The 17723-nt window shown below is 56.2% G+C and carries 23 protein-coding genes and 5 pseudogenes; 23 read left to right on the top strand and 5 right to left on the bottom strand.

What is annotated here, in order from left to right; translation table 11 throughout:
• Positions 1 to 380: 380 nt before the first annotated feature.
• From BDK88_RS22460 to BDK88_RS20685, 4 genes and pseudogenes are all read left to right on the top strand, one after another.
• Positions 381 to 617, top strand: a pseudogene (locus BDK88_RS22460) (hypothetical protein); the annotation flags it as partial.
• Positions 608 to 1285: pseudogene (locus BDK88_RS20695) on the top strand (transcription initiation factor IIB); the annotation flags it as partial. The pseudogenes BDK88_RS22460 and BDK88_RS20695, both read left to right, overlap by 10 nt.
• 77 nt (positions 1286 to 1362) lie before the next feature.
• Complete coding sequence (locus BDK88_RS20690) at positions 1363 to 1875, top strand: winged helix-turn-helix domain-containing protein (protein WP_130502011.1); 513 nt, start codon at positions 1363 to 1365, stop codon at positions 1873 to 1875.
• Positions 1872 to 2324 carry a hypothetical protein gene (locus BDK88_RS20685; protein ID WP_130502010.1) on the top strand — a complete coding sequence of 151 codons (453 nt, stop codon included), beginning with the start codon at positions 1872 to 1874 and terminating at the stop codon, positions 2322 to 2324. The genes BDK88_RS20690 and BDK88_RS20685 overlap by 4 nt, the downstream gene beginning before the upstream one ends.
• Before the next feature lie 8 nt (positions 2325 to 2332).
• On the opposite strand, the pseudogene BDK88_RS22585 reads toward BDK88_RS20685, so the two are convergent.
• Positions 2333 to 2446 (bottom strand): annotated as a pseudogene (locus BDK88_RS22585) (DUF7342 family protein); the annotation flags it as partial.
• A gap of 10 nt (positions 2447 to 2456) precedes the next feature.
• Between BDK88_RS22585 and BDK88_RS22030 the strand changes: the two are divergent.
• The 14 genes and pseudogenes from BDK88_RS22030 to BDK88_RS22025 all read left to right on the top strand — a co-directional run.
• A pseudogene (locus tag BDK88_RS22030) lies at positions 2457 to 2714 on the top strand (hypothetical protein); the annotation flags it as partial.
• A 138-nt stretch (positions 2715 to 2852) separates the two neighbouring features.
• On the top strand, positions 2853 to 3041 hold the full coding sequence (locus BDK88_RS20675; protein WP_130502049.1) for a hypothetical protein: 189 nt from the start codon (positions 2853 to 2855) through the stop codon (positions 3039 to 3041).
• 95 nt (positions 3042 to 3136) lie between these two features.
• Positions 3137 to 3601 carry a hypothetical protein gene (locus BDK88_RS20670; RefSeq protein WP_130502009.1) on the top strand — a complete coding sequence of 155 codons (465 nt, stop codon included), beginning with the start codon at positions 3137 to 3139 and terminating at the stop codon, positions 3599 to 3601.
• A 156-nt stretch (positions 3602 to 3757) separates the two neighbouring features.
• A complete protein-coding gene (locus tag BDK88_RS20665) occupies positions 3758 to 4051 on the top strand; it encodes a hypothetical protein (RefSeq protein WP_130502008.1) in 294 nt (97 codons plus the stop codon).
• Positions 4048 to 4377 (top strand): DUF7558 family protein, encoded by a 330-nt coding sequence (locus tag BDK88_RS20660; RefSeq protein WP_130502007.1) that lies wholly within the window; start codon positions 4048 to 4050, stop codon positions 4375 to 4377. The genes BDK88_RS20665 and BDK88_RS20660 overlap by 4 nt, the downstream gene beginning before the upstream one ends.
• A gap of 85 nt (positions 4378 to 4462) precedes the next feature.
• Entirely contained in the window at positions 4463 to 4822 is a 360-nt protein-coding gene (locus tag BDK88_RS20655; RefSeq protein ID WP_130502006.1) for a MarR family transcriptional regulator, read from the top strand.
• Positions 4819 to 5160: pseudogene (locus BDK88_RS20650) on the top strand (type II toxin-antitoxin system PemK/MazF family toxin). The gene BDK88_RS20655 and the pseudogene BDK88_RS20650 overlap by 4 nt, the downstream one beginning before the upstream one ends.
• Before the next feature lie 156 nt (positions 5161 to 5316).
• A complete protein-coding gene (locus BDK88_RS21450) occupies positions 5317 to 5628 on the top strand; it encodes a hypothetical protein (RefSeq protein WP_165397024.1) in 312 nt (103 codons plus the stop codon).
• Positions 5629 to 6010: 382 nt separating this feature from the next.
• Positions 6011 to 6907 carry a replication factor A gene (locus BDK88_RS20640; protein WP_130502005.1) on the top strand — a complete coding sequence of 299 codons (897 nt, stop codon included), beginning with the start codon at positions 6011 to 6013 and terminating at the stop codon, positions 6905 to 6907.
• A gap of 355 nt (positions 6908 to 7262) precedes the next feature.
• Positions 7263 to 7409 (top strand): hypothetical protein, encoded by a 147-nt coding sequence (locus BDK88_RS21445; protein ID WP_165397023.1) that lies wholly within the window; start codon positions 7263 to 7265, stop codon positions 7407 to 7409.
• Between the two features lie 770 nt (positions 7410 to 8179).
• Positions 8180 to 8317 (top strand): DUF7563 family protein, encoded by a 138-nt coding sequence (locus BDK88_RS22580; protein ID WP_015310288.1) that lies wholly within the window; start codon positions 8180 to 8182, stop codon positions 8315 to 8317.
• Positions 8318 to 8402: 85 nt separating this feature from the next.
• Positions 8403 to 9287, top strand: a complete 885-nt coding sequence (locus BDK88_RS20630) for a biosurfactant protein 1 (RefSeq protein ID WP_130502004.1) — start codon at positions 8403 to 8405, stop codon at positions 9285 to 9287.
• A gap of 191 nt (positions 9288 to 9478) precedes the next feature.
• On the top strand, positions 9479 to 9916 hold the full coding sequence (locus BDK88_RS20625) for a DUF5518 domain-containing protein (protein WP_130502003.1): 438 nt from the start codon (positions 9479 to 9481) through the stop codon (positions 9914 to 9916).
• Positions 9917 to 10037: 121 nt separating this feature from the next.
• Positions 10038 to 10226 carry a hypothetical protein gene (locus tag BDK88_RS22025; protein ID WP_130502002.1) on the top strand — a complete coding sequence of 63 codons (189 nt, stop codon included), beginning with the start codon at positions 10038 to 10040 and terminating at the stop codon, positions 10224 to 10226.
• 93 nt (positions 10227 to 10319) lie between these two features.
• Here the strand turns inward: BDK88_RS22025 and BDK88_RS20615 are convergent, their stop codons facing one another.
• On the bottom strand, positions 10320 to 10985 hold the full coding sequence (locus tag BDK88_RS20615; protein ID WP_130502001.1) for a hypothetical protein: 666 nt from the start codon (positions 10983 to 10985) through the stop codon (positions 10320 to 10322).
• Between the two features lie 359 nt (positions 10986 to 11344).
• Here BDK88_RS20615 and BDK88_RS20610 point away from each other — a divergent pair, with 359 nt between their 5' ends.
• From BDK88_RS20610 to BDK88_RS20595, 4 genes are all read left to right on the top strand, one after another.
• Positions 11345 to 11851 carry a hypothetical protein gene (locus BDK88_RS20610; RefSeq protein WP_130502000.1) on the top strand — a complete coding sequence of 169 codons (507 nt, stop codon included), beginning with the start codon at positions 11345 to 11347 and terminating at the stop codon, positions 11849 to 11851.
• Positions 11852 to 11857: 6 nt separating this feature from the next.
• Complete coding sequence (locus BDK88_RS20605) at positions 11858 to 12223, top strand: DUF7568 family protein (protein ID WP_130501999.1); 366 nt, start codon at positions 11858 to 11860, stop codon at positions 12221 to 12223.
• An 80-nt stretch (positions 12224 to 12303) separates the two neighbouring features.
• A complete protein-coding gene (locus BDK88_RS20600; RefSeq protein WP_130501998.1) occupies positions 12304 to 12855 on the top strand; it encodes an HD domain-containing protein in 552 nt (183 codons plus the stop codon).
• Between the two features lie 124 nt (positions 12856 to 12979).
• Positions 12980 to 13207: a hypothetical protein gene (locus tag BDK88_RS20595; RefSeq protein WP_130501997.1), complete on the top strand. Its 228-nt coding sequence runs from the start codon at positions 12980 to 12982 to the stop codon at positions 13205 to 13207.
• Positions 13208 to 13298: 91 nt separating this feature from the next.
• On the opposite strand, the gene BDK88_RS20590 is transcribed toward BDK88_RS20595, so the two are convergent.
• The gene (locus BDK88_RS20590; RefSeq protein WP_130501996.1) at positions 13299 to 14270 is read right to left on the bottom strand and encodes a hypothetical protein; all 972 of its coding nucleotides are present in this window, start codon (positions 14268 to 14270) and stop codon (positions 13299 to 13301) included.
• Positions 14271 to 14937: 667 nt separating this feature from the next.
• On the opposite strand from BDK88_RS20590, the gene BDK88_RS20585 reads away from it, so the two are divergent.
• Positions 14938 to 15510: a hypothetical protein gene (locus BDK88_RS20585; protein WP_130501995.1), complete on the top strand. Its 573-nt coding sequence runs from the start codon at positions 14938 to 14940 to the stop codon at positions 15508 to 15510.
• A 261-nt stretch (positions 15511 to 15771) separates the two neighbouring features.
• Here the strand turns inward: BDK88_RS20585 and BDK88_RS20580 are convergent, their stop codons facing one another.
• Both BDK88_RS20580 and BDK88_RS20575 read right to left on the bottom strand, forming a co-directional pair.
• Positions 15772 to 16845 carry a hypothetical protein gene (locus BDK88_RS20580; protein WP_130501994.1) on the bottom strand — a complete coding sequence of 358 codons (1074 nt, stop codon included), beginning with the start codon at positions 16843 to 16845 and terminating at the stop codon, positions 15772 to 15774.
• Between the two features lie 182 nt (positions 16846 to 17027).
• Positions 17028 to 17591 carry a hypothetical protein gene (locus tag BDK88_RS20575; RefSeq protein WP_130501993.1) on the bottom strand — a complete coding sequence of 188 codons (564 nt, stop codon included), beginning with the start codon at positions 17589 to 17591 and terminating at the stop codon, positions 17028 to 17030.
• Positions 17592 to 17723 lie beyond the last annotated feature (132 nt).

Here is a 17723-nt window from a genome sequence, read left to right as displayed (position 1 = left end):
GGTTGTCGAGTCTCGCCTAGAATCCGACACCAATTCTTTCGAATTCGGGGCATTCACCACTTCGTCAAGCACAATTATGCCATATTACCGTATCTTGCGTTTCGTCGAGGACCTTATTATGGCCTGAAAACAGCCCGACGGCCCTATTACTGGATTTGCATTTGTTTTAGATCGCTCTGCACCTTCAGAATCATCCAAAGGAAGGCTAGGGTACAACGGTGCAAACGCCGCTGGCTCTCTCGGGCCGAGAGGCCATCAAACGACGAGCGTCTATCGCCGGTATGTCAGAAAGCACTCATTAGATAGTGATGCGATTCGCGGTGGAGTTTGTCGCCCCCAAGAGGAGCGAGGGGGCTGTCGTAAGCGCCCACTCAACAACCATGTCTTCAGAACACGAGCAACAGCGATCACGACTCTCTGATGAGCAAACTGAGCAACTAAGCGACGAGCCGTGGGCAGATCTCGAGCTGACGATCCCCCACAACAGAAGTCCGACTGCCATCGTCTCACTCGTCGAGTGCGCGCTCGTCAAGCTGACCCACGAAGACGTCGGAGCCGAGTTCGTCTCGACGAGCACAGGAGTGAAGCGGACACAGTACATCGTCACCGACGACGTCGAACACGCGTCTACGGCACTATCCTGCAGACCCGTGGCCGTTGGCGGTCGAAAGCGGAACGGAATCTCGCACCCCGGCTGGGAGAGGTGCGCCGACTGGCGAGTGCTCTCGAGTACTCCGACTCAGTGCGCGACCAGGCGTGTCAGCTCTTCTGGAGTGACCAGAACGAGGACCTGCTTCGAGGCAGATCCATCGAGGCCATCGCTGTGGCCAGCGTCTATGAGACCTGTCGGTGCAACGGCCTCTCGCGATTGCTTGGCGAGGTCAGCGAGATGGCCCGCGTCGCGGAGTCTCGAGTCATGAACGCGTACAAAACGCTGAACGAAGAGCTGGGGCTCCCTGCCGAGCCCGTCTCCCCTAGTATGTTCGTGCCGCGCCCCGCCTCGGACCTCGAGTGTCTGGACGAGATCCGTCAGCGGGCCCGAACCCTCGCGGAGCAGGCTGAAGCGCGCGGCGTGACGACGGGCGTCCATCCGGCTGGGTTCGCAGCGGCTTGCCTCTACAGAAAAAGCAGGTCGAGTGCCTCGGGGCGTGACCCCGAGGTGGTTCACAAGGCCGGTCGCGAGGAGGGGCGATGGCTGACGTAGAGTGACGTTGCCGAGTCCGGGAATGGTACGCCAACCACGGTCGGGACGCACCACGAGACGTTAGAGGAACAGGTAGCCTGACAACGCTCGCCTACAAGCATCGACATTAGATAATTTTCTCAGGAAACTATTTGTTCTTCGACCGCGTAGCGCCCAGTATGACCGAGACGTGGGATGACGTCAACGAACAGGTCAAGACGGACTGGAAAGACGATACCACGCCGTTCGAGCGAGTGTACGAGATCGTCGAACAGACCCACGACGGCCAGTCGGCCGCCGAGATCGCCGACCGAGCGCTCGTGAGCGAGCCGACGGCACGTCGACACTGCAAGACGCTCGTGAACACTGGGTTCGCCGAGACGAAACAGGATGGCCAAACAACGCTGTACAAGCGAAACAGCGACCGGATTTTGATGTCCCGGATCCGTGAGCTGCGTGAGGAAGTCAATCGGCCAGAGTTGCTCGACAGCATCAAGGACATGAAAGCCGAGATCCGGCGCTACGAGGACCGCTACGACGTGGTGTCACCAGAGGAACTCGCCCAGCAGCTTGACGCCGGCGAGACGGAAGGCTGGGACGACCTCACGGCATGGCGAACGACACGGCAGAATCTCGCCGTCGCCCAAGCAGCACTCGCCTACGACGAGGCCAGCCATCAGCTCGCGGTATGAGTGAGGACGACCGAGCCGGTGAGTTCGGGCCGATCTATCTCCCGGCGCTTCAGCGGATTCGTGACCTCTGGCTCGAGCTTGAACCGTTAGTCGACGCAACGTCGTATGATGACGTCGTCGCCCCCACGGAACTACAGATCAGTCTCAGCGATGGGCTCGGCGACGCCGACAGCGCTCGGCTCGATATCCAGTGGAGCGAACTGGGGATGTATTCGTTCCATTACGTCGATAGCGACGACGTCAACTGGCGATTCGATCGGCACCCGAATACACACTCACCCGAGATCCACTTTCATCCCCCGTCCGATACAGCCACGACGGCAGCCGAACCGTCTTGTATCGACGTGACTGAGGTATCACTCGTGACTCGTGCAGTCCATGCGATGTGGCGAGCAGCGTACGAGGACGCCGACATGGGCCATCTGAATAGCGCATCAAACCCGCCGTAGCGGACGGATTAGCGTATGGCGCGGTCAGCCACGTCGATCATCTGTTCGCGAGCAGCTTCGACATCCGAGTAGAGTACCAATGCGTGTTTGATCAGGCGACGATCCTCTTGGTTCTCCTCCCAACGTCCGAGAGCGATCTTCGACGACGCCGACGACACGGTATGGCTGGTTCCAGCGATGGCGCTGACCGAAACCGCTGGCGAGGCTGAGTCGGATAGCCAGCGGTCCTCGGTACCAACGACACAGCAACTCGATTATCAGAGCTGTGGGCACACGACCGACCACTGATTCAACACTCACGAGTCGGTTCCTGATGAGACATGGACGGAACAACCGATCTGGGAGGACCAAGTGTGTAGCTCAGCACGCCACGCCCCCAGTCTCGAGTAGCGCCAGTGCTGGGCGTCGATTAACCAACAGCCTGCGAGTACCGTCGAGGTTCGTTGGTTAAGACCGTGATCTCCTGCAAGCCCGACGCCAGTCTCGATGGGGAGTCTTTCCGCGCCGGCGAGCGGTGAGGCGCTTCCGATGGAGCAAGAGTTCAAACAAGGGTACCGGATGCATCGTATACTCAGTAATCTCAACCGGCTCGACGCCGACCGGTTGGACGACGCGGATCAAGAGCGAATCGAGACCGCGAGAGACCTTCTGGAAGAAGTGAGCCTTCTCACACAGCCGGACGACGGAGACAGGACAGAAGCCCACGCAGATCCCTAACTAGAGTCGCCGGACACTCCCAGAGAGGGCTCCTCCAGAGTCGGTTTATCACCCCGAGATGGGTGCGGGGCGATCGAACTGCCCCGAGATAGCGAATGACTTCTGAGCGACAGCACCCACGAGACCGTGGTATTGATCGAGCACCAACCCACCGACAGCCAATCGATCCACCCTGGTCCGGCCTCGAGTTACGGGTTCCGAACGATCGGAGTCGAGAGTCACTCATTTCGTTCGTCGAGTGTGTTCTCGTTGAACTCACACATGCAGATGTCGGTGCCGAGTATCGATCGTCGAACGTCTGGGGAGTCAAACGAACTCAGTACATCGCCGCCGAGACGACCGGCCAGCTCTTTAGGAAGCGTCATTACGACGAACGGCTCGGCTGGCACGAACAGACGATGTCTCGGCAGGACGTGCGTGATGAACTGATCAACCGCCTCGCACGGCCCGCGTCATTGGCGACGAATCAGAGTCATCCCCATCCTGTTGAGGAACCAGATACGTTCCAGGTGAAGCCAACGTGGCAACTGCGAACAGGTCGACGGACCAGTAAGAGGTAATCTCCAGCCGTCGGTACTCGAGCCCGCTGTTGAATATTGATCACTGACTCCATACACATCACGCAATGTCTTCGACTTGATTGTACTTCCAGCAGCGAGTTTATCGGCGCCGTGAGGCATGAGGCGCGCTCAACAGTGTGCCTCATGTGGTTTCCAATGACTGATCCAAACCCGATTGACGACACTGCAGACGATTACAGCCGGTTCGAGGCCAGACTCGTTGCTCATGATCAGGATGCAACTCGCGTCGTGACCGCAGATCTCGGCGAGACAACTGCCCGACAGCTCGTTACTGAACTCATCGATAACGGTGTGGTGACGCCGGTCCCTGGCAAGCGGGTGTTCGTCCATGAGCCAAGCAGGACCACCTTTGACTCGAGCACCCAGCTTGCCGTCTTCCATCAAGGCTGGACGGCTGCTCGAGATGACGTCACGGGGGAGGAGTCGTGACACAGCAGACACTCGCCGGGTGTTCGTTCTGTGAGGCGCCACCCGGAACGGAAACTGGCACTGCATACACTTGGGGGAAAGACGAGCGAGTCAGTCGCCTGATCTGCGTCGACTGTGCCATCCAGATACGGCCAGATCCGGATAAGCGCGATCACCACGCCTGCGACGGCTGTGGGCTCGTCGTCGATGCGCTTGCAGCCCTCACGCGATTCCGCGTCGAACTCGGCAATCTCGAGGGCTCGCTACAGTTGTGTGCGCGATGTAGTCCCGGTGGGCCAGCTACCTACTGGACACGTGATCTTGAGGAGCATCTGATCGATCAGTAGTTGACTCCGTGATAGTCGTCTTCCGACTGCCTCATCTAGAAAATACGTCGATATAGCTAATACATTCGCAGACAAAGAAATACATATGCCCATCGACATCGAGACGTTCGAATCCTCGCCCGAGGACCGACTCCAGCACAACGGAGAGACGAACGCCGATCGCGTAATGCAGTTCCTCGCTGCCAACCCTGATCAGGCGTTCACCCAGAGCGAAATTCGCGACGCGACTGGCGTGAAAGCAGGGAGTATCAGCGTCGTCCTCTCGCGTCTCGAGGATCGCGGACTCGTGCGCCACAAAGGCAACTACTGGGCGCTTGGAGAGGCCGACGACGTCGCTGCCTACGCGAATATGGTCGAGAGCACGCGGACCGCGAACGACCGCTTCGGAGAGGAGGATATGGACGAGTGGCTGGAGCACGCCGTCGACGACGAGGATACTGAATGAGCTACCAGCGCGGCGACGTCGTCTAGGGTCCGGACCCGTTCAAATCGGGAGAGAACCCGCGGCCGTGGCTAATTCTGAACAACGACAGCCATCCGTTCGGTGACGAGGAGTACATGACGGTCACGCTAACCACGACACCGCACGATGAGGGTATTCCACTCAATGACGCCGACTGGATCGAGGGCGGGATGCCCCGCCAGAGTTACGCCTCGCCGTGGGTGGTTGCGTCACCGAAACACGCCGCTATCGTTCGACGGCAAGGTCGCCTCGAGGAATCGTTCGTCCAAACCGTCGTCGATGCACTCGAAACCTATCTCGAGCCACCTCACGAAGACTGACTGTTCAAGCGGCCGTGTGACGTGTAGGAGCAGAACTGGCAACCCCGAGTACCGTTCGTTGACGCGATCTGTAAGGCTATCCTCAGCGACCGTGTACCGTTTCGAACCACTGCTGCAGACTTTGGCGGAGCGGCGCTCGATGGAGTTTGTGTCAGGATGACTGCGACTCTGGTTCTCAGAGAGCAAAATACGATACAGCAGGAGTATTCTTTGAAAGCCCCTGGCGCGCTCGAGTCCCGCGCCTCGCTGCGCTCCTCACAGGTTGCGGTGCTTGTGTCGGCGGGGTTCCTCGAGCGCGCCAGCCCCTTTCAGCCCCACCCGCGTGGACTGATCGGGCTGCTGTCGCGTCGGTTGCTCGCGCTTGGGTATCGGCCCGCCCCGCTCGCCGCGTGCCGCCCTTCGCGTCGCTCGCGACCGACCATTCCGGGCTGCGGTTCGCTCCTGGCGTCGCTCACCGTTCCGGGCTAAAATGAATCTGGTCTCGGCGCCAGCATTAAGCGCGTTTTCGGTTGCGCCCCTCGCGGGCTTTCGCGTTCCAGCGCTTGGTGCCGCCTGCGCTGTCGCGCGCCACACCGCGGCGCGCGTTCTCGACGACAGTCGCGCTGGACACGGACCCGCGGTCCGGGCCGGACACGAGAAACGGCTTAAAGCTGGCCGCTCGCTTCGGGCGGGACGCCGCGCGGTGCTGGTTGGGACACCGCATTCAGGCGCGCTCTCGCTCGCGCCCAGATGGGCGCTCGCGAAGGCGCGAGCGCGAGCGCGCAGATAGATCTAGTCGGTCGGTGTCGTCGGAAAACCGCGATGTAGGGGTCGCGGTGGCAGGCGCGTGAACGCCTTCAGAGATACTACAATGTCTAGTAACAACTCGAGTGGCAAGGTCGTTACGGTTGATGAACAGGCACTCAAACAGGCGGACGAGCAGGCGGTCGATGAAGACGGCTTCCCGGTCGTCGACGAGACGCCGGAATTCGAGGCAACAGTCGAGCAAGGGGTCCAAGCAAAGGTGGATGCGAACCACCCAGACGGGATCGTCGATACGAGCGACGATCGGATCCACGGCGCGACCCTCGAGCAGGAAGAGCGGATTCGAGCACGAGAGGATGAACTCGAGCGAATCAGTGCCCAGGCCGAACTGGGAACACAGGAGGGTCGTGAGAGACGGACGCGAACGATCACTGCAGACCAGAGCAAAGCGCGACGTCTCGAGTTCCAGAAACGGGCGGCGAGCGTGGACCCAATGGCGGACCCGGAGCAAGCGGATCCTCGGACAGAGCTCTCTCGAGAGCAGTTGGCGGCCGTGAACAAGCAGTCGATGCGACTCGCAAAGCAGTTGGATGGTTGGTCTCGAGCAGCGATCAGCCGGCGGTTGAGTGAAGCCGTCGTCGGTGGTCAAGACCTGACGAGTGCGGTCGTCAACGTGTTCGAGGAGCTGCAGACGGCGCCCGGACACGTCATCCCCATTGGGAAACTCGAGGAGGTTGCTCGAAAAGAGGTGAGCATCGAAGGGCGTGTCGAAACCCTGTGGGATCCCTCGCATCCGAGCATCGCACAGGTCGGGCTCATCGCAGACGACAGTGGACAGACACGCGTGACGATCTGGAAGTCATCAGACGCGCCGTGGATCGAGGAAGGTGAGCAAGTGCGCATTCACAAGGCTGCCCGGAACTGGCACGAAGGCCGTGTTTCACTGGCCGTGACCGGCTGGACAACGATTCACTTCCCCGAGCGCGGCTGGTGGTGGGAATAGCCGGGCCTGAGCCCCTTTTTTGCTAGTGTGAACGCAGTCACCGCCACCTCCCACCACCTCCACGGTCCGGGCTGCTCACGGCCGGTGGCCGCTGCGCTGCCGGGCTTTCGCCACAGCGTGAATCCGTTCCACGGCATTGCCGCCACCTAGTAGTTAGTAACATGGCTTCTTTATTCAGAAATCTGCCTGAAACTGAATCTGGCAATTCGGTAACTACATCTGCGAACTTACCGGTGGTGTTCCTTCACTAGTGCTGTTCTGACTTATAATCAAATAAACATGATTGTCGGAGATGTCGGGAGTTCGTGTTACTCAGAATACGTGTTTATGCTGGCTGGTAGCGTAGCTACTGGTGATGGCCCGAACCAACGCAGCCAACCGACTCCGAGAACAGGCAGACCGACTCGACGCCCTCGCACAACGCAAACGTGCGCAAGCAGATGCACTCCGCGACTGCGACGATAACGGAAACGGCGGTCCCGGTGGAAACAACCAACAGTGATACCATGAACTCAGAATCAACCACAGCAGACCCTCGCCGGTCGCGCCGTCGCGTGCTGAAACTCGTCGGCATCGGAGCCCTCGCCGGAACTGGCCTCGGCACTGGCACCGCAGCCGCCGCTGACTGCCCTCCGGGGAACACGCGTAAAGCCGCTGCACTCGACCGCACTGCCGAACGCTTAGAAGCACGCGCCGCCCGACTCAGAGCGCGTGCAGATGCTATAGAAGATGGTGGCAGAAGTGTTGGTGGCAGAGGTGGTGGTGATGGAATTGGTGGTGGACGCGACCAAGTTGGTAACCGCTAATCCCAGTCGATGTGTCCGCAACTGGCATTCATTTACTCACGAAGGCGTTGCTGATACCGTTCACTCCTTGTCCTGTACTGACCGCGAGTTTCACAAAGAACCCTGAATAAAGAAACTCTGCTACTGTCTTCTGATAGAGCGGTTTCTCTGCCCCACGAGTGAGGTGAGGGGCAGTCGGAGTTGCTCATTGCCCCTCGTGAACACCATGACTTTTAGAGAGATTTACGAGACAACATTCGACGAAGACGTTCAGCCCGACTTGAGCGCCAGTCCGTGTCCCAAATGCAATGGCCGAGTCACCACCAACGCAGTCGAAACTCGTTGTGAGGACTGTGGACTCCTTCTCGAACCGCAACAATACCTGGCCCAGAAAAGAGTCAATCCCACTTAGATAGAATGCTATTTAGAAAAACTACACAAGTATTGCAACAAGATATTTGCTGGAGTAACAACATAGATTTGGATAATGCCAGAATGTGATGGCTGTGGCTCTCATGTCACAGAGAACTATTTCCGGGTTTTCGCCGTTGATGGTGATCTGCCAGCATGTATCCACTGTGCCAGCAACCGTGAAGCTCGAGAAGCAGGACTTCGCCAGCAATAGCGTCCAAGTGAACTTATTCCCAAGATCTTCTCTACCGGACTGGAACCTGATCAAGACGTGAGGAAATACAACCCACTACCCACTAATGACTGATCGAGATTCTGACTTCGAGGAGCTTCGTCCGACCGGCGAAGCGTCGCATATCCCAGATGAGAGACTCAGAGAGTGTACTGAGGGTGAGCCGAATCGACAGCGAATTGCGACGGCGACGACTGGATATCCGGACACTCCAACGGAAACGGATACCGAGTGTCGCTCCTGTGGCTCACCGATTCCTGCTGATCAGACCAAATGCTTGTTCTGTCTCACCAACCATCTCGGGGACTCCTCTTCTGAGACAGACGCACCAGCAACAGAGTGGACACTGCTTGGCGTCGTTCACATGCTTGTCGAGTCGTCTACGTTCTACGGTGCCGTCGCGAAAGGCGCGGCCGCCGCGACACTCCTTGCCTCCAGTGCGACGGAATCAACGGTCGACGACTGCACGATCATCTACGATCTCGAGGACGAGCCTGCAGCCCAATTGACCGATCGGTGGCCCGTGCTTCCTGCTGCAGCACAGATTACGTCCACTGGCGGTGAGCAACTTCTCGCAGCGGCCCACGATCGAACAGCGTGGACTGACCAATCAGCGGTGGATAGCGACTGCGAACCAACAACCTATCTCTACGACGAGGGTGGATCCGGCATTCGCGATGAGCAGCGACTTGCGACGCTGCTCGACAACGCCGGTGATGATACGTGGCTAGTTCCTGCAATTGCCCTCCAGCAGGCACCTAAAGAACGTGAACCTGAGCATCAAGACAGTGGCATTCCGACCAAAGAACGCCTCGAGTGTCACCAGTGCGGACGCACAACCGATCATCGATTCAGCGATCATGAATCAGTTCCTGACGAAACTTGGACCGGCCACGCAATCTGGGAGTGCCAGGTCTGCGGGACGCCGCGCTATGGGTCGAGCCCAGAGTGAATGAGATGTGGAACATGATCACTTAGCAGTAGATAGTAGCACTGTTTCTTTATTCAGATCTAGGGGTGAAAATAGCGGTAAGTACAGGGTGTGTCTTGTTTGCAGAGAGACGCGACAAAGGGTGGCACAATAGCATATTCTGTAAGGAAAGTTATTATAATCTTGCAACACCAATCATTGATTGAAATACTATGCCTGAAGCTGGTCCTCCTCTACAGCCCGGAATGACCCAATGGAAGTACGCTCTCATCGGTGGGTTGTGCTCTCTTCCATTCACCACCTTCAGTTACTGGCAAACAGGATCCGAACTCTCGCTTGGAGCGGTGTTTTTCGGTGGTATTCTTGCCGGCTATCTGATCGGGCGTGTGAACGGTGAAATTAGTGGAGTTGGGGTTCGGGTCGGGATTGTTGGCGGACTTCCAGTATTCTGGGTTGTTTTCGATCTTCTTACAACCACATTCCGCTTGGCCGGCCCAGTATGGTTTGTGGCGAGCGCGATCGGTGCCACGATTGTGTTTGCAGTCCTTGGATTCGGAATTTCAGCGCTCATCGGTGAAGTGGGAGTACGGGTTGGGCGTTGGCTGGCTGGTAACCAACATGACCAATCGACTACTGTGAGAAATAGTTGAGGCGGCGGAGTTCAAGGAACACCGTCAGTTGACATCAGTCAAGAGATGTTGGGGTGCAGGAAAATCAACTATACCTATTATATCATGTTTATCTGCGCCGCGATCGGCTGAAGCGCATCCAATGGATCCACGCAACACACCAGGATACAGACTGCATCGTGCACTCAGTCAACTCAATGATCTCGAGGGCGATCAGCTGACTGACGCAGACAGAGAACGAATCGAGACAGCAACGGCGCTCTTGGAGGAAGTGAGTCTTCTCACTCGACCAGACCGTAGTGAACCTACTGATATCCACAGTAACTCCTAACCGAGCGGGGCATAGAATCGGTCACGGATCCATTTGACGCTGTAGTGAACAGTCAGTGAAGGTAGATCGTGACCGATCGGTAGCCAATCTCTGTTAGTCGTATAGGCTCCGGAAGTGCCAGCCAGAAGCGGCGACTAATCCACTACCGATCAGAAAGAGGATGGCTCTGGCTATGGCGAGGCCACCATCTGCGGTCCAGTGGCTACCTACTCCTTCGTACTTTTTGTGCATATAGTAGTCACCCTCATATTCGAGAACCTCGTGCCGTTCGAACAGCTCAATCACCTCGCCGTAGACTGTGACCGATCCAGTTTCGATGGCTTTCTGAGTCTCTTCCGGTTGTTCACCTGCAGGGACAGCGAGCTGCTCAACTGCCGTCATCGCACTCACCTCCTCAAGTGTAAGTATAGTCGTATTGTTTTCAGCACTTTGTTTGGGAATATAGGTTCCATTTGCAGTCCTAACAACGGAGTACCACGGTGGATCATCATTATATACGGGAACAGTAGATTCTACAGAATCCTCTTCAAGAATCTGTTCCTCTAATACACATGGTCTGTTACCAGGACAGTCCAAGATCTTCTCCGAGAGGCCGAACGCTTGATTCGCCATTGACTTGTTTTCAATCTGTTCAACATGATATGTTCGCTTAGTCCCACCACCATCTGGATGGAGATAAAATGGGTTGAGAATTAATCCAATGCCTATAAGAAAAACACTAAAAATTGTTACAACATACAATCCACGCACATAATTCATGAGAAGAATATTAAAGCGACTTAATATAACTCTTGATGTTCAGTACACACATCCTCACCAGCTGATTCAGCCAAAAGATGTTGAAACAAATCACTTATGAGTTTTTATGATAATATGCCAACCAGTACTCCAACTCGAGTTGAGGGTGCAAGTTTTCGAAGGCACTCGCAATCTTTTCGAAGCTATCGACGAGTCGAGCGACCTGACGACCACTGTCGATGCTACTACCGATCCGGATCGCTCTACTCCATGAGACAGACGCGTTGCACCGTGATTTTGTGCGCCGATAATGGCTGCCGGCGCACTGAGTAAGGACAGACGAGTACTGACCAGAGCGTCGGCACAGTGAGGTATCCCAGATGCATATGATCGTTTACGCACTGGTAGAGGAATCGACAGCAGACGAGGCACTGTCAACCGGAAAGAACGTGTTCGACCGACTGGTTGGCGCGGAGCCGGATTCTTGTGCAGTGTTCGACTACTACGTTACCTTCGACGAAGAGGAGACGACAGTGGCTGGAAAAGCACGGTGGGGCGACCTGCCGACGGCTGCGCCCGTTACGTCCGACGAAGGCGAAGAACTCCTCGAGCGAGCCTGGGAGACTACGGCGGAAACGTTCCAACGAAATCTGGACCGGGTGAAAACCGCACTCGAGGAACGCAGCGACGATGAGATCATGCGCGATGAGGGCCTCGCTCGGCACGCCTTCCAACAGGTCGGTGCCTCCCGTGGCCCGTCGATCTGCCTATATGATCAGCATGCGACTGGGATCCGCCATCGTGGACACCTCGATCGCCTCCTCGAGGAGACTGACGAGCACGAGCGCGAGACGTGCTGGATCGTGCCGGCAGACGTCCATTTCTGAGTAATCATGCCCCGAATTACCAACTGGACACGAGAGAGTCGAACACCCACGCTGGCATATCGAAATACGGAGACTGGAGCGCAAGCCGTCCTGCATCGTGCCCCGGACTCCTACGCGTACAAGTGGCGGGCAGCAATCCTCGTCGACGGCTATCCAGTGTGGTCGCGCGGCTTCGAGACGAAGGAGGCGACCAGCTTTCGGGATACACTTCGTGATCGTCCAGCTCCCGAACTCGCTTGTCCGGAGTGTCCGAACGACGATGTCATCGTCGGCCAGAAATCTGCCACTGGTGCGAAGGTCAAACGATGGTTCGACTGTCCCAACTGTGGCTACGAAGCCCCCTCAAAAATCGTCTATGGCGCAGAACGCTAGCAGCAGGTGAGAGCGCAAGCTGCGAAGTGAGCATCACTGCACGGCGGGTACTTTTAGTGGTCAATACTGACAGCAGAGACATGAGCGAGGATGTAGTCAGAGCCGCGTTTCCCGAACTCGAGGTGATCGAAGACGACGATCTTCGAGCGGGCGTTGCCAGTGCGTGGGCGACGGCCATCGAAGAGAACGACATCGACGACCTCACCGAGGTACCGTGGCTGCCACCAATACAGCGTGCGTTAGGGTTGGAGAACGAACGGCTGGTAAGCCACGTTCGGGACGTAACTGCCTGTGCCGTCACACTCGCGGAGACGCTTCTTGAGCGGCGCGAGGTCACGCTCTCATTGGATACTGTGGTTGCTGGTGCACTCATCCACGACGTGAGCAAACTCGCCGAATTCGACGGGATGGCCGAGACGCCGGTCTACAACCTGCTCGGACATCCCTACTACGGAGTCTACGTCGTTGCAGCAGTGGACCTGCCAGTCGAACTGGCACACATCGTGCTCTCCCATACGAGCCGAACGCCGGTCGAGCCGGCGACGATCGAAGCGGAACTCATCAGGAGAGCCGACGAAGTCGCAGCAGCCGCCATCCAGTCACAGGCGACAGATGACCTTCGAACCGTATAACCGCTGCAGCGAACGACCGGTGCTTCCCCCGTACTTATCGTAGCACGTGGTCATCTCTCACTTGCGGAAAAACCAGAGAGCAATGCAGTTTTTCGTGCCTCAACAGGGGTAGAGGCAACATCCAATGAGCGATACGTCAGAGCAACCTCGAAACTCGAGCAACCTCTCACCAGCCCAGCGGCTCGAGGCACCAAACACACGACTCATCAACGCCAGCATCGCGACGATCAACGATATGGAGACGCTGCGAGCCTGCATCGCCTACGAAAACCAACACCAACAACGTGTCCCGATCCTCCGCCAACTCGAGAAGCGGGCTATCGAACTCCGCTCGCAGGACGACGATGACTAACTCGACACTGCCAGTGTCAGCTTGCAGGACGACCGGGAGGAAGCCTGCTGATTCCTTGCTCTGTACGTGATGCCACAAAAGCTGTCACCAGTCATCCCTGTACCTCCGTCCCTGCCCGGAAGCTCGTGAGGTCATCGATACGCTCTTCGAGGGCCTCGATCTCTTGTCGCAGTTCCTCGGCTTCTGTCTCCTCGCTGGCGGCAAGTCGGTCCTTCAAGCCCTGAAGGCGCGACTCCTTGACGTCGTCATCAACCTCCGCCTTGCGAACGTACTCGCTCTCATCGATCTCGTAGACATCGGATTCGGTAAGCGTCGTCACCTCAAGTGCTTCGTCGACCTTCTGGCGATCAACGCTCATAACGCGCTCGCGGTCAATCCCTTCCGCCTCGAGCATGGAGAGGACGTCTTCGTCATCTTTGAGCGAGCGGTTACGGCGACTCGTGCGCTGGACGGAGCCGTACTGACCGGCAACAGGACGGTCGTGATGAAGCCGTGAGAGAAGCACATCGGCGACCTCCTGGCGAAAGTCGTTGGCGTCTCGCTGGACATCCGACAGCAGCGTATAGAGATTCACCAGTGTGGCCGTCTCCAACTCAGGCAGGTCAGTTACGTCGTGGCGCTCGAGTGCATCGATTAGGAGCAGGGCATCCGAGTAGACGTCCAGACCGTCTGGTTCGGTGCGGTCGTCGTCATCAGGTTCGTGTGCTGTGTCGGCCAGTTGGGTCGTCGTCGGTCCGTCGGTCTCGGTGATCACACCCGCGTCTTCGTCGATCTCGAACCGGGGATGAACACTCAACACCGCTGGAAACGGATCAGCATCTGGCGGGAGCCGGTCGAGATCAAACCCATCGTGCGCGGTCTGTATCTGATGGTAGAGTGTCTCAAACTGATCGCGTTGGAGCGGGCGCTTCTCGCTGGACTCGTCGAACTGGACGATAATGCGGTGTTCCTGGATATCTGTGATGTGGATGTGGGAGTGCGACAATGGTGTGATCAGTGTCGCGTCCGCCGGCAGCTCATCCAGATGCTCGAGAAGCGTGTGCCAACTGACGCTGAAAGGCATACGGGGAAGTTACGCGCCAACTCGACTAAACTTTGTTCTCGACGGGTGTCAGAGAACTCTCTCACTGGTTTGATCCACCGACTGCTGCGGTGAATTGGCCAGTAAGTAGATGTGCGGACTATGCAGCAAATATTTTTAGGTTGACATCAATTATCTTCGTATGGATGCCTCGTTGAAAGCCAGAATATTTCGGACTGACTTATCGGCATGGAACAATAAATGGTATGTTATTTTTGGGTCGCCAATTTTTGCGGCTATCGGTGTTCTTCTCGGCTGGTTATTTGGTGGTCACCTATTTTCTTCCGAACTGGGAGTGGTACTGATTGCGAGCCTATTTGCAGGAGCGACAGTCCTGATAGGAAATACTGTGCTCGCTGTCATTGATAGTAGGTGACTTTACACGTAGTCTTTTCCGGCACTTATTCTACCTGTACTTGTCGATTCAGGAGACTTCAATATGGACAGTATGAACAGTTCGATGACTCTCTCTACGGAGAGAACTTCTCGAGCAGGACGAGTCCAACACCATGGACGAACTCGTAGACGTCTCCAACCTGGTACGGAGAGTCGAGGTAGCCGTACTTAGACGCCAGAGCACCCCATCCGCAGGAGTTGTTTGTGCGCCGGTGATGGGTGCCGGCGCACTCGCGCCGGAGAGGAAAGAACGATGTCAACACGAAGTCAACTCCGATTCGTCCACCGAAACGAGTCTGCAGCAGAACAGGACTCAACCAATCGCATCGCACAGGTCTACCGGCATTCCGACGGTTATCCCGAGAGCGTCCTCCAAGACCTCGCTCATCTCAAGCAGTTGCTCGATGAGACACAAACGGAACGTGGACCCAGCTACGCCGCTGCGCAGTTCATCTTCCTCGAGACGGTCTCGAGTATGAGCCTCTACGTGGACGAAGGACGTGAGCGAAGCATTCGCGCAGATCAGCCGGATGACTTGCTGGACCCGTCGAACATGGAGCATCTTGAGCAACCGCTGTTCCTGCTCGGCCACGGCGTTGAGAATCCTGACACCGGCATTCACGGTGACGAAAAGTATCTCTACATCGTCGAATTGCCGTCGCGGAACCCATTCGACGAACCGGCCGAGTGGACCGTCAAGGTGAGCGACCATGCCGGCTTTCCGCGGTGGGACGGGCCGACAGACGAGGCGTTCGAGCAAGCCACGTGGCAGTTTCAGGGGTCGCTAGAAGCTGCTCTCGAGGAGTTGCAAGCCGAGTCTGCGTAATGCTTGACTTAGATACGCTACCGACAACGAGGAGTCTGATGGCTACAGGTAGCAGAGTCAAACAAACATGTCCGCAAAGCCTGTCTTCGAGGACATTTGAGAAAGAATCAGGCCTAACTTTTGCACTGACAAACTGGTTCTTCATAGTCTGTAGGGATAAATCTGAGATTCAAGGACACCCAACCACGAAGGATCTCCAAGTGGATTAGAAGTAAAATCGACTGAGGAATGCGATCCGAACGTTCGGATAATTGCTGACCTTCAGCTATTCGAGATGCGAGCCTCCTCAAGATACTTACAATCACCAGAATAGATCGGACGGCCATCATACTCAACCAGTAGATTCTCTAATTCATCAATCGCTGCTGCTGCTTCATCAAGAACCGCTGCAGCCCGCTCCAGTTGCTCATATGGATAGTCTTCCTCCAACTGATCCAGAACCTGTTCAAATAATTTCTCTGCTTCATCCACTGCCTCAGATCGCTGTTCCTGTAACTCGGCTCGGTCCGCGCCATCCAAAACCGCAGAGTAAACCAGAGGGCTGATCTCACCGCGGATGTTAGCCCGAATCTGAATCTGCGGTTTATCCGGATGGAAACCAGAACCACCCTGCTTAAACTGGGACCGTGTCCGCTTCCGAAGTTCCTCGAAATCCTCAAAAATCCGGCGTTCATATTTCACTAAAGTCTCGAACATCCACCGATTGAAATACCCGTCCGGCTCAAACGTGAAGTTCTCTGTCTCGTGGATAATGCCGCCATCAAAGTCCTCGCAAAACTCGTCTCTCAACGAATCAAACTCCGTATATAGCTCTTCGATTTCCTCCTTTTTCTCCCGAAGATCAGGCGCATGATTCTCGAACAGGTCGGCAAGATATCGATCACCCTCGAGACGATGCGGAAGAACCTGAAATGGCTGCTCTTCAACAGGTATCGCCGTATACGATCCTGTTGGTGCAGATTCAAACGAAGCATCGGCTACTGCTGGCAGGTTCGTCCCCGGTTGATCAAGCGGATTGTCAGCTGTCCCCCTGTCTGGATCTCCATGCCATAGCCGCACCCGATCTCGGAGTGTCTCCGTATGCTGCTGCCGAGCCTCCCGATTCAATTCCTGGGCGAGGAGATCATGCTGAGCCTCGAGAATAGATGTCTGCCGGAAATAGAGCATGACCAATGCAGCGGAGAGAAACGCTGAAACAGTCACATCAACCACCGTGAGTCCCGTGGAGCCAAAGTAGTGGTGTGCGCCTACTCCAAGCGCGAGGAATACCAGACCAGCGGCCAGGAGATACAGAAGAATCCGCAACTGGCCTCGATGTCCACTGCTCTCTACCATAGTGAAGCGTATTTAGCAGAGCATGAAAACTCTATAGATCCGACATTCTATACTCTTACAGATAATCACTGAGAGCGCCACCGAATCTATGGGAAATAATATTATTGTGGAGATACCTTGTCCCCTCTATTCTCCGTCTGCAGGATCCCACAACCGCGAAAACACAGAGGATAAAACAGGTGCTATATCTGTGTCCGAATATAGTTGATCGTCGCCGGGATCGCACTGAACAGGACAAAGAGATTGATGAGCAAAGTGGTCCCGACCCCGACGATGCTTCCGACGCCTGCTGAGTCAACCCCAAACGAAGACAACGACAGCTGGTCTGCATCCTGAAAGAAGACGACGATCGTCATCAGCAGCATCGCGATTCCAGCGGCAAAGTTGGCCCACAAAACACATAGAGAGACAGTGATTGCCACCCATTCGAGGGGAGAAAGCTGATTCCGGGTGCTTCGTATCATCGAGGATCGATTCCTGTTGAATTGACTGCGGAAATACCGCCACCCTCCGACGATTCCGCGACGCACGATATTTCGAGCGGTCGGATACTGACGGACAAGGAATCGGACGATATTACGGAGGATGACTATAATGCCTCGGCAGACTGCGGACATACTGACCTTGACAGCGCACTGGACTTGTAGGCTAGTAACAGCAGCCCAGATTCCAGTCAGAATACCAGCGAACACCGTCAAGAGAAGTTCTAAAGCACGGTTCACGAGGAGCGCGTTATTTGTTGTCATACATAGATCAATGGTCGCACCTGTCAAAAATCCTGTGTAGCCGTCGTGAAAGTGAAACGACCGAGAGAACCTCGTAGTCAAGAGATCAGGTGGGGGTACTCGATTCTCTCAACAAGGCTTTGATTTGACCAT

This window comes from Natrinema hispanicum, from assembly GCF_004217335.1.
Lineage (GTDB): Archaea > Halobacteriota > Halobacteria > Halobacteriales > Natrialbaceae > Natrinema > Natrinema hispanicum.
This window is presented reverse-complemented; position numbering and strand designations above follow the sequence as displayed.

Coding starts and splice junctions, on each gene's coding strand:
- BDK88_RS20690 (WP_130502011.1), top strand. CDS start 1,363: ATGACCGAGACGTGGGATGACGTCAACGAACAGGTCAAGACGGACTGG.
- BDK88_RS20685 (WP_130502010.1), top strand. CDS start 1,872: ATGAGTGAGGACGACCGAGCCGGTGAGTTCGGGCCGATCTATCTCCCG.
- BDK88_RS20675 (WP_130502049.1), top strand. CDS start 2,853: ATGGAGCAAGAGTTCAAACAAGGGTACCGGATGCATCGTATACTCAGT.
- BDK88_RS20670 (WP_130502009.1), top strand. CDS start 3,137: ATGACTTCTGAGCGACAGCACCCACGAGACCGTGGTATTGATCGAGCA.
- BDK88_RS20665 (WP_130502008.1), top strand. CDS start 3,758: ATGACTGATCCAAACCCGATTGACGACACTGCAGACGATTACAGCCGG.
- BDK88_RS20655 (WP_130502006.1), top strand. CDS start 4,463: ATGCCCATCGACATCGAGACGTTCGAATCCTCGCCCGAGGACCGACTC.
- BDK88_RS21450 (WP_165397024.1), top strand. CDS start 5,317: ATGACTGCGACTCTGGTTCTCAGAGAGCAAAATACGATACAGCAGGAG.
- BDK88_RS20640 (WP_130502005.1), top strand. CDS start 6,011: ATGTCTAGTAACAACTCGAGTGGCAAGGTCGTTACGGTTGATGAACAG.
- BDK88_RS21445 (WP_165397023.1), top strand. CDS start 7,263: ATGGCCCGAACCAACGCAGCCAACCGACTCCGAGAACAGGCAGACCGA.
- BDK88_RS22580 (WP_015310288.1), top strand. CDS start 8,180: ATGCCAGAATGTGATGGCTGTGGCTCTCATGTCACAGAGAACTATTTC.
- BDK88_RS20630 (WP_130502004.1), top strand. CDS start 8,403: ATGACTGATCGAGATTCTGACTTCGAGGAGCTTCGTCCGACCGGCGAA.
- BDK88_RS20625 (WP_130502003.1), top strand. CDS start 9,479: ATGCCTGAAGCTGGTCCTCCTCTACAGCCCGGAATGACCCAATGGAAG.
- BDK88_RS22025 (WP_130502002.1), top strand. CDS start 10,038: ATGGATCCACGCAACACACCAGGATACAGACTGCATCGTGCACTCAGT.
- BDK88_RS20615 (WP_130502001.1), bottom strand. CDS start 10,985: ATGAATTATGTGCGTGGATTGTATGTTGTAACAATTTTTAGTGTTTTT.
- BDK88_RS20610 (WP_130502000.1), top strand. CDS start 11,345: ATGCATATGATCGTTTACGCACTGGTAGAGGAATCGACAGCAGACGAG.
- BDK88_RS20605 (WP_130501999.1), top strand. CDS start 11,858: ATGCCCCGAATTACCAACTGGACACGAGAGAGTCGAACACCCACGCTG.
- BDK88_RS20600 (WP_130501998.1), top strand. CDS start 12,304: ATGAGCGAGGATGTAGTCAGAGCCGCGTTTCCCGAACTCGAGGTGATC.
- BDK88_RS20595 (WP_130501997.1), top strand. CDS start 12,980: ATGAGCGATACGTCAGAGCAACCTCGAAACTCGAGCAACCTCTCACCA.
- BDK88_RS20590 (WP_130501996.1), bottom strand. CDS start 14,270: ATGCCTTTCAGCGTCAGTTGGCACACGCTTCTCGAGCATCTGGATGAG.
- BDK88_RS20585 (WP_130501995.1), top strand. CDS start 14,938: ATGTCAACACGAAGTCAACTCCGATTCGTCCACCGAAACGAGTCTGCA.
- BDK88_RS20580 (WP_130501994.1), bottom strand. CDS start 16,845: ATGGTAGAGAGCAGTGGACATCGAGGCCAGTTGCGGATTCTTCTGTAT.
- BDK88_RS20575 (WP_130501993.1), bottom strand. CDS start 17,591: ATGACAACAAATAACGCGCTCCTCGTGAACCGTGCTTTAGAACTTCTC.